The sequence below is a fragment of the Phytoactinopolyspora endophytica genome (assembly GCF_004138495.1).
GTDB lineage: Bacteria > Actinomycetota > Actinomycetes > Jiangellales > Jiangellaceae > Phytoactinopolyspora > Phytoactinopolyspora endophytica.
The window spans coordinates 16,111-25,779 of sequence record NZ_ML142874.1; the positions used below are offsets into that span (position 1 = coordinate 16,111).

The window sequence follows — 9,669 nt, forward strand, 5'->3', positions numbered from 1 at the left end:
AGCATCGACGCTTGGTCAGAGTCGGCCGCGATGGAGCCAGGCGAGCATGTCCTCGGGTGCCAGTTCAGCGGTCCGATCCCGGTAACGGGTCAGGTCGTCGTCGGAGAGCAGCGCGTTGCCCGAGCCCGAGGTGCCCTGGCGGAAGAAAGCCGACCTGCTCTTCATGATCCCCGCCGGGTCCGGGGCGAGCCGCTCCGCGTTGGCCCGCATGTGCTCGAAACCCGCCGCCTTCACCAGGGACGGCCAGGCCTCTTCCGGAACGGAGAAGCCCAGCCGGTCAGCGAGCCGGCGCATCTCGCCCTCGAGATCGGAGGCGAGGTCGTCGTAGTGGACCAGAATGACGTTGCCCGCATCGAGGCGAGCCCACGCGTCGGACAGGTGCCACATCACGCCGGGCAGCGAGTCCAGCTGATCTTGGGGGGCGGCGTCGCTGTCGATCCAGTCGCGCAGCCATTCCTCTAGTGGCTTCCGCACGCCCTGCTGTGCGTCCTGTTCGTCCTTCGCGTCTCGTCCGTCCTTCGCGTCCCGCACGTCCTTCGCGTCCCGCTCATGCACGTCTCGTTCGGGCGACGATTCCTGGTCCGGCTCGCCGACGAGCCGGCGGATGCGCTCCCGGTCCAGATTCTGCGCCTGATGGTAGAGCGACACCGCCATGTCCAGCGGATTCCGGGCGACCACGATGTAAGTGGCTCGCGGGTCCAGCGGCACCCCATCAAGCGGCGTGTGGGTCTTGATGAACCGCCGATGCTCCTGCGCTTCCAGCCGCGCATAGACGTCGTCGCGCGGAACGATCAGCCAGTCCAGCCACGGCGACAGCGTCGACAGCGGCGCCGGAAGATCCGGGGTCTGGAAGACCAGCAGCGCACAGATCATCTGCACCCAGGTGGTGCCGCTCTTGGAACGGGTGCTGATCACGATGTCGCCGTCCCGGAACGGAAAGCCGATCCAGCGGCCACTGTCTTCGTCCGGGGACTGGTAGCGATACGGGGCATCGGGCATCCTGCGAGCCTAAACGAGGCCCCACTACCCTCTTCCGCCGGCTCAGGTCGGGCTCAGCTGAGCCGGCCGTCGCCGGACGCCACGTCGAGACCGGCCCGGACGACGTTACGCCAGGTGCCGGAACCGAGGAGAGCCGAGGCGTTCTGCGCGATCAGATCGGCGTAACCGCGCGGGCGTCCACCCGCGGCGTGCGGACTGACGATCACGTTGTCCAGCGCCCACAGGCCAGACTCCGCCGGCAACGGCTCGACCTCGAACACATCCAGCGCCGCGCCGCCGATCCGTCCGGCCGCGAGCGCCCGAACCAGCGCCGCCTCATCCACCGTGTTGCCCCGGCCGACGTTCACCAGCCAGGATGTCCGGGGCAGCAGACCGATCCGCCGTTCGTCGAGCGCGTGCTTGTTGTCTTCCACGCCCGGCAGGATCATCACCAAAACGTCCGTCTCCGGAAGCAGCCGGTCGACGTCGTCCTCGGTGACCACTGGGAAGCCGGCCCGCTCCCCGGCGGAACGCGCCACACCAGTGACATCGGCTCCCAGCATCCGCAGATACGGCGCCAGGGTCTGACCGATCCCACCGAAACCCCAGACCACCACCCGTGCGCCGGCGAGCGTCGTGAGCTCGCGGGCGTTGTCCAGGTCCTGCAGACCGCCTCGATCGCCCCAGCGTCGTTCCATCTGATCCCGGACAAAGACATCGACCCGCCGTGCGGCCGCCAGGCTGAGCATCAAGGCATGCTCGGCGACAGTGGCGTCATGCAGGGAGGCACCGTTACAGATGGTCACAGTCTCGTCGAAGCCGGCAGCGACGACGTTCTCATACCCGGCTCCCAGAGTCTGCACCCACCGCAGACCGGGAAGCTCCCGGGCCGCCACCTCGGGCAGATCCTTCGCGCCTCCCCACAGCACCAGCCCGTCGGCGGTCTTCGCCGACTCGGGCAGCGGCGCGGCCGGATCGTAGGCCACCGCGGTCGCACCGTCAGGCATGGGTATCCGGGTGTCGATCGTCGTCGGCAACAGGATCTGGACAGAGTTCATACGGGCAAGTCTTCCGCGTCGGGGGTGACACGGTCACGCCGGGCCCCGCATAGTGGTGACGTCCTGCAACCCCCGAGCGCCAGATGGCTCGCGGCGCAGGACGCAAAGAGGCGGAAGGCGGGGACGCGGGTTCAGCGCGACTGCAGAACGACCATGTCGTCGCGGTGGATGACCTCCCGCTCGTACTCCATTCCCAGCTCCTGGGCGAGCTCTCTGGTGGAACGCCCCAACAGGGGCGGCAGCTCAGCGGCGTCGTAGTTCACCAGTCCGCGAGCGACGACGGCGCCCTCCGGGTCGACGATGTCCACCGGATCGCCGGCCGTGAACGAGCCGTCGACAGCGGTGATGCCGGCCGGCAGCAGAGACTTTCGGCGCTCGACCACCGCGCGCACCGCGCCCGTGTCGAGATGCAGCCGGCCGAGGCCGTCCGCGATGTGCTCCAGCCACAGCAGGCGGGTAGAACGGCGCCGCGCACGAGAATGGAACCAGGTGCCTACCTCGTCACCGTGCAACGCCTCCACCGCCTCCGAGGCCGAGGCCAGCAGCACCTCGATTCCTGAACCGGTCGCGATGGAGGCCGCCTCCACCTTGGTCTGCATGCCGCCACTGCCCAGGCCCGACGACCCGGTGCCGCCGATCTTCAGTCCGTCCAGGTCCGACAGGTCATGCACGTCCGCCACCCGGGCCGTGCCCGGACGGCGGGGATCGCCGTCGTACAAGCCGTCGACGTCGGACAACAGAACCAGCGCGTCCGCATGGACCAGCTGGGCGACCAAGGCGGCGAGCCGGTCGTTGTCACCGAACCGGATCTCCTGCGTCGCCACCGTGTCGTTCTCGTTGACCACCGGCACCACCCCGAGTTTCAGGAGCATGTGCAAGGTGCGGTACGCGTTGCGGTAGTGCGACCGGCGGGTCACGTCGTCGACGGTCAGCAGCACCTGACCCACCTGTAGGCCATGAGACGCGAACGCCCCGGTGTAATGGGCGATCAGCAGCCCCTGGCCGACGCTGGCCGCTGCCTGCTGGCGGGCCAGGTCACGCGGGCGGGTGGGAATGCTCAATGGCGCCAGCCCGGTGGCGATCGCCCCGGAAGAGACCAACACCACCTCCCGGCCGCTCGCCCGCACCCGAGCCAGCGCGCTCACAAGTGCGTCCAGCCGGCTCTCGTCGAGCCCACCGCTGGTGGTGGTCAAGGACGACGATCCGACCTTGACGACCACCCGGGAGGCCTTGGCAATGGCTTCGCGTCGGCCTGCTGATCCCATCCTCAGCCTTCCTCATCTCCCCTGGCACCCGCCGGGCCGGGAGTCAATTCTCCAGCCGGGAGTCCGTCCCGCGGGGCCCCAGCCGCTCCGCACCACTGGAAATCGTCGGCTCCCAGTCGAACACCACGGCGTCCTCACCACCGATGACCACTTCGTCACCACCATGGGCACCGGCCTTGACCAGCTCGTCCTCGACACCCAGCCGAGCGAGTCTATCGGCCAGGTACCCGACCGCCTCGTCGTTGGTGAAGTCTGTCTGGCGTACCCAGCGCTCCGGCTTCACGCCTCGGATACGGTACCGCTCGCCCTCGTGGGTGCGCTCCTTGGTGACGGTGAATCCCTCGTCGTCGACGGCCGTCGGACGCAGCACCATCCGGGTGGGCTCCGGCGGCGGCGCGGCCGATCGGGCGGCACTGACGATGCGGGCCATCTCGAACGCCAGCTCACGCAGACCCTCGCGGGAGACCGCCGAGACCATGAACACCGGCCAGCCACGGGCGACCACCTCGGCGCGCACGAACTCCGCCAGCTCCCGGCCCTCAGGAATGTCGACCTTGTTCAGCACCACAAGGCGCGGCCGCTCGGCCAGTCCGCCGTACTTCTCCAGCTCGGCCTCGATGACGTCCACGTCCGACAGTGGGTCGCGGCCCGGTTCGAGGGTGGCGCAGTCCACGATGTGTGCCAGGGCTGCGCATCTTTCGACGTGGCGGAGGAACGTATGCCCCAGACCTCGGCCCTCGCTGGCACCCTCGATCAGGCCCGGCACGTCGGCGACCGTGAATCGGACGTCGCCGGCCTCCACCACCCCGAGATTCGGTACGAGTGTGGTGAACGGATAGTCCGCGATCTTCGGACGAGCCGCAGAGATGGCCGCGATCAGGCTGGACTTACCCGCGCTCGGGAACCCGACCAACCCGATGTCCGCGACGCTCTTCAGCTCCAGCACGACGTCGAGCGTCTCGCCTGGCTCGCCGAGAAGCGCGAAGCCGGGGGCTTTGCGCTTCGTGCTCGCCAACGCGGCGTTACCGAGGCCTCCACGCCCGCCCCGTGCGACGACCAGCGTGGTATCGATGCCGACCAGGTCGGCGATCACCTCGCCGCCGGGCGTGGAGACGGTGGTCCCGTCTGGAACCATGAGCACGACGTCATCGCCGTCGGCTCCGCTGCGATGACCGCCCTCCCCGGCGGAGCCGTTGCCGGCGCGCCGGTGCGGTGAGCGGTGGTAGTCGAGCAGCGTCGTGGTGTTGGCGTCGACCACGAGGACGATGTCCCCGCCGCGCCCACCGTTGCCTCCGTCCGGGCCACCCAGCGGTTTGAACTTCTCTCGATGTACGGACGCACAGCCATGACCGCCGTTGCCGGCAGCCAGGTGGAGCACCACACGGTCGACGAACGACGGTATCGCCACAGCCCGTCACCTCCCTTATCGTTATCCGGTTCGATCGGCCGGCCGGGCTGAACCACATGCCCGTCGATCACTTCACCACGCTAGTCGTCCCTGCCACAGGCGGCGGCGCGGAGAAGACATAGCTGCGGCACAAAAGAAAAAGCGGGCCGGTCGTGTGACCGGCCCGCTGAAGTCGATTGATCCCTGACGCGGAGGTCACTCCCCCGCAGGCGGGACGATGTTGACGACCTTGCGGCCTCGCTTGCGGCCGAACTCGACGGTTCCGACGCTGGTCGCGAAGAGCGTGTCGTCTTTCCCGCGACCGACGTTGTCGCCCGGGTGGAAATGGGTGCCGCGCTGGCGGACGATGATCTCGCCCTCGTTGACCAGCTGGCCGCCGAAGCGCTTCACGCCGAGCCGCTGTGCGTTGGAGTCGCGCCCGTTCTTACTGGACGAGGCGCCCTTCTTGTGAGCCATCGCGCAATCCTACTTCGTCTCGATACCGGTGATCTTCACCTGGGTGTACTTCTGCCGGTGCCCCTGGCGCCGACGGTACCCCGTCTTGTTCTTGTAACGGAGAATGTGGATCTTCGGACCCTTCACCTCGTCGAGGACCTCGCCGGTCACCGAAACCTGGGCCAGCTTGTTCGGGTCACTGGTGACGGTCTCGCCGTCGACCACAAGCAACGCCGGAAGGGTAACCGTCGATCCGATCTCATTGCCGAGCCGGTCGACATCGACGACATCGCCGACGGACACCTTCTGTTGGTTGCCGCCGCTACGGACGATCGCGTACACCGCGGTCTCACTCTCTCAATCGGGCCTGATAGCTCGTCGGGCGTCTGGGCACGCATACGCCGCTGCCAAGCGGGCATACGGGTCTCGACGTGAAACACGCCGACGACCAAGGATACGGAGCCGCACCGCCTGTGGTCAAACCCAGCACCCGAAGCGCGGCAGCACGTGATCAGATACGAGTATACGGCGTCATGGCGCCACAAACTCGTATCTGATCTAGCACCACCTCATCGCGCCTGACGACGCAGGATCAGCTGCCGGCCGTGAGCGCTTGCCGGAGCCATTGCTCGACACCCGCGACATGCACCGTCATCCAGGATCGGGCGATCTCCGGTTGCCCGGCCGCGAGCGCGTCGAAGACCGCACGGTGCTCGTTGAGCGTCCGCCCCGGAGCACCTTGCTCGGTGAGCCCGCGCCACACCCGCGCCCGCTGGGTCGGCGCCGACAGTCCGTCGATCAGCGACGCCAGCACGGGGTTCCCGGACGCGTCCGCGATGCGACGGTGGAACTCCAGGTCGTTCGCGACAAGCTTCTCCACCGGCGCGTCCGCGCTGATCTCATCCAGCAGCCCGCGCAGGTCCAGCAGTTGATCGTCGGTGATCCGCAACGCCGCCATCGCCGCCGCGGCCGGCTCCATGATCCGCCGTACCTCGAAGAAGTGCAGCACCGAGTCGTCGCTGTGGAAGTCGACGACGAAGTTCATCGCCTCCAGCAGCAGCGGTGAGTCGAGACTCGTCACGTAGGTGCCGTCGCCTTGCCGGACGTCGAGGATGTTCATCAGCGCCAGCGCCCGGACCGCCTCTCGCAGCGAGTTCCGCGCCAATCCGAGCCGCGATGCGAGGTCTGACTCTCGCGGCAGCCGATCGCCCGGTTTGAGCTCCCCGCCGACGATCATTCCCTTGATCTTGAGGATCGCCTCATCGGTGACGGCCATACTCCCCCTCCGTGAAAGATCGGATGTCTCGTCACAGAGTATGCCCGTTCTCAGCCGTTCGGGTGGAACGCCACCGGTTCCTGCTCGTCCGGGGGCATCTGCACCGCGAGGTCGTCGTCACTCCTGGCCATAGGCAATTGTGAGATGGCGTTGACCAAGCTGAACCCGCCATCCTCGGAGGTCTTGAGCTGCCACCGCTGGGTCTTCTCGCCGGCCGCCGTCGAGCACGGGGTCAGCGTGAACGGCGCTCCGGCCTCCAACGGCACGTTCAGGTACCTGCGGCCCTCGGTGATGTTCAGGCACAGGTCGGTGCCGGTCGACCGGAGCCGGTAGTAGCCGTCGTCCGTGGGGAGCAGGTCCCAGCTCGCCGCCGAGTCCGACGCAAGTTCCACCCTGGCGTCGGGCTCGGCCGTCACCGGTGCCAGCCGATCGCCCGTCGCCGGGTCGGCCATGGCGTAGGTTCCCTCGGGCAACGGCTGACGCTCGGCGTCGTCCCACCCCGGTGCCCGGCCGATGGCCTCGGCCAGCTCTTCGAAGCCGGCATAGGTGTCGGCCGGCTTGGGCCCGCCCCACGTGGCCTGCGCGATGTGCCGCATCGGCATGAACGCCTGCTGCTCGACCTCGTTCTCGGTGTGGCCGCGCCCGTTGTCCGGCCACATGGTGATCTTCGCACCGGTGATGTTCTGGTGCGGTTCGGCCAGTTCCTCGTTCTCGAAGGAGAGCGGCGTCCAATCCTGCTCATAGAGCGCCTCGGTGTCGGTCATGAAGCCGCCGCGCACCAGGTACAGGGCATAGGAGGAGTTCATCACCTGATGCCCCTGCTCGAACAGCTCGCTGGGAGTGAGGATCTGCTCCCGGCCGTCCCAGTGTTCGACGATGATGTCCTCGTCGAGCGGGATGGTGTTCTCCCCGGCCAGGCCGTCGTTCCAGATCCGCAGCGTCTTGTCCTTCGACTTCACGTGCGCGTTGATCCTGTTGACGAAGTCGATGAACGCGTCCTGGGGCGTGGCGTCCGGTCCGAACTTCTCTTGGGCGTACTCCAAGATCTGCGGGAAGTCCTCGAACTCGGAGCCGAGCATGTATTCGTCGGCGCCCATGTGCCAGTACGGCGTGTCCCAGACCTCGAGCGCCTCGTCGATCAGCCCGGTCAGGAAGTCGAACGCCTCGTCCTGGGTGATGTCCAGCCGCGACGGTTGCCGCTCGCCGTGCCGGTCGACCAGCTGCAGCTCCGGATAGTTCTCCAGGTACGGGGTCTGGTGGCCGGGTGAGTTGATCTCCGGGACGAGCGTGATGTGGTACTTGTCCGCGATCTCGGAGAGCTCGCGGATCTCGTCCTTCGTGTAATAGCCCCAGAACGCGGTCTCGGGATACTCGTCGCTCTTGACCTTCGCCTCGATCCAGAGCTGGTTGAGCTTCAGGTGGGACATGTCCTGCATCAACCGCTCGAACCACTCCATCGAGATGTGGACGTAGCAGGCGCAGACCCCCACGCCGCGCTCGGCATAGTCGGGCACGTCGACAGTGCTACCGCGAGGGAGCGTGTCGCCGCCGGCGAAGGCCTGCACGACCGTCCGGCTGCCGTAGAAGACGCCGGCATCGGCCTGCCCGGTGATCCGGACGACGTCGTCGATCTCCAGCTCGTATCCCTCGTCGTCGAGGTCGGAGCGGTCCGGATCCAACTCCAGCACAATGTCACCAGGCCGGACCCGCACCGGACCGGGGACGACGGGCAGCCGGTTGCCGGTCTGCTCTGCCAGGTCAGCCGCGAACTGCCGGGCGTCCTCGCGCGACCGCTGCGCCCGCGAGTCGACGACAACCCGGGAGTGCCTCGTCAGTTCGAACTCCCCGTCGCCGCTGTCCCAATCCTCGAGCGACGGGATCACCGACGGCGCCTCGTTCGAGTGCTCTGCGCCGGCCTGCGCCGCCTGGATGGGGCCGTCCGCCCTCACGGGCCTCTCCGCCCGCTCCGCGCTGGCCGGCGCGAACGGCACCACCAGGAGGGCGAGGCTTGCCAGTATCACCAGGAGTCGGCGCGAGAATCGTGTGCTCATCGGCGGTCCTTCCGTCTCACTCGTATCGGCCGTGAATGCGTGCGTTGTTTGCGGCGGCGAGGAACCATACATCGGATGAGCCCATCACCCTACATGGAAATCTCTCGAGACTTAAGCCCTTTACAAGGACCACACCTCCGACCAACATGGAGTCATACGTCTGATGCCGTAACCGAGATCGGAGCCGGGCAGATGAACCAGCACCAGAGACCACGCCGCGCGACGGCGGTGTTCGCCACTGGCGCCACCGCGTTGGCCATGTCCGTGACAGCACCCGCCTCCGCGGCACCATCGGAGGAGCCGCCGAGCCGAGACCCGGATTGCGCCTCGGCGATCCGGCCCGCGCCGGTGATGCCGGTCCTCGAATGCGACGGGTTCGACCGCATCCTCGACAAGGCGGCGAACATCGTGCCGGAAAGCCGGCACATCCGCTGGCAGCAGCACGAGGTCACCGGCTTCACCCACTTCGGCATGAACACGTTCACCGACCGGGAGTGGGGCTCCGGCATGGAGTCCCCGCAGACGTTCGATCCGCAGCAAGTCGACGTCGCCCAATGGATGGACGTCTTCACCTCGATCGACACGGGCCTGGCGATGCTCACGGCCAAACACCATGACGGGTTCGTGCTGTACCCGACGCGGTACACGCCGCATTCGGTGATCGCCAGCCCATGGTGGGTCGACCTGGAGGGCTGCGAGGACGCAGACGCCGTCGTGGCCGCGCGCGAGCAGGCGGAGCAGTCCCGCGACGAGGGCCTCGGCGACGCCTATTGGCAGGTGCGCAACGCCGGCTGCCAGAATCCGCAGGCCGACATACTACGCAGCTACGTCGACGCGGCACGCGCCGCCGATCAGCGCGTGGGCGTCTACATGTCACCCTCGGACGGCTCCGAACTGCCACACGAGTGGCACGCCGACACCTACATCCCCTACGTCGAAGGCAAGCCCGCGGATGAGCGGAACAGCGCCGAGCGGGCGACACTCGAAGACGCGCCCGCGTCGCCCGCCGGTCTCGGGCGGTTCGGCAACGGCAGCGAGCCGACGAAGCGCACCATCCCGACGCTGGTGCCGAACGACGACCGAGCGGACGCGGTCGCCTCCGGTGAACTGCCCACGTTCGAGGTCATGGCGAACGACTACGACGCCTACTACCTGAACCAGATCTATGAGATCTTCACCGAGTACGGGCCGATCGACG

9 protein-coding genes are annotated in these 9,669 nt (G+C 67.5%); 1 reads left to right on the forward strand and 8 read right to left on the reverse strand.

What is annotated here, in order from left to right:
* Positions 1 to 15 precede the first annotated feature (15 nt).
* From ELR45_RS31590 to ELR45_RS31625, 8 genes are all read right to left on the reverse strand, one after another.
* A complete protein-coding gene (locus ELR45_RS31590) occupies positions 16 to 999 on the reverse strand; it encodes a sulfotransferase domain-containing protein (RefSeq protein WP_129669831.1) in 984 nt (327 codons plus the stop codon).
* 53 nt (positions 1,000 to 1,052) lie between these two features.
* Positions 1,053 to 2,036 (reverse strand): NAD(P)-dependent oxidoreductase, encoded by a 984-nt coding sequence (locus ELR45_RS31595; protein WP_129669832.1) that lies wholly within the window; start codon positions 2,034 to 2,036, stop codon positions 1,053 to 1,055.
* A 131-nt stretch (positions 2,037 to 2,167) separates the two neighbouring features.
* A complete protein-coding gene (proB, locus tag ELR45_RS31600; protein ID WP_129669833.1) occupies positions 2,168 to 3,301 on the reverse strand; it encodes a glutamate 5-kinase in 1,134 nt (377 codons plus the stop codon).
* 43 nt (positions 3,302 to 3,344) lie between these two features.
* Positions 3,345 to 4,703 (reverse strand): GTPase ObgE, encoded by a 1,359-nt coding sequence (gene obgE / locus ELR45_RS31605; protein ID WP_129669866.1) that lies wholly within the window; start codon positions 4,701 to 4,703, stop codon positions 3,345 to 3,347.
* A 201-nt stretch (positions 4,704 to 4,904) separates the two neighbouring features.
* On the reverse strand, positions 4,905 to 5,165 hold the full coding sequence (gene rpmA / locus ELR45_RS31610) for a 50S ribosomal protein L27 (protein ID WP_129669834.1): 261 nt from the start codon (positions 5,163 to 5,165) through the stop codon (positions 4,905 to 4,907).
* A gap of 9 nt (positions 5,166 to 5,174) precedes the next feature.
* Positions 5,175 to 5,486, reverse strand: coding sequence for a 50S ribosomal protein L21 (rplU, locus tag ELR45_RS31615; RefSeq protein WP_129669835.1), 312 nt, complete (start codon positions 5,484 to 5,486; stop codon positions 5,175 to 5,177).
* Between the two features lie 250 nt (positions 5,487 to 5,736).
* Positions 5,737 to 6,420, reverse strand: coding sequence for a FadR/GntR family transcriptional regulator (locus ELR45_RS31620; RefSeq protein WP_129669836.1), 684 nt, complete (start codon positions 6,418 to 6,420; stop codon positions 5,737 to 5,739).
* A 50-nt stretch (positions 6,421 to 6,470) separates the two neighbouring features.
* Entirely contained in the window at positions 6,471 to 8,471 is a 2,001-nt protein-coding gene (locus ELR45_RS31625; protein ID WP_129669837.1) for a family 20 glycosylhydrolase, read from the reverse strand.
* Positions 8,472 to 8,822: 351 nt separating this feature from the next.
* Here ELR45_RS31625 and ELR45_RS39865 point away from each other — a divergent pair.
* A partial coding sequence (locus ELR45_RS39865) for an alpha-L-fucosidase (RefSeq protein WP_420813987.1) occupies positions 8,823 to 9,669 on the forward strand: 847 nt, incomplete at its 3' end.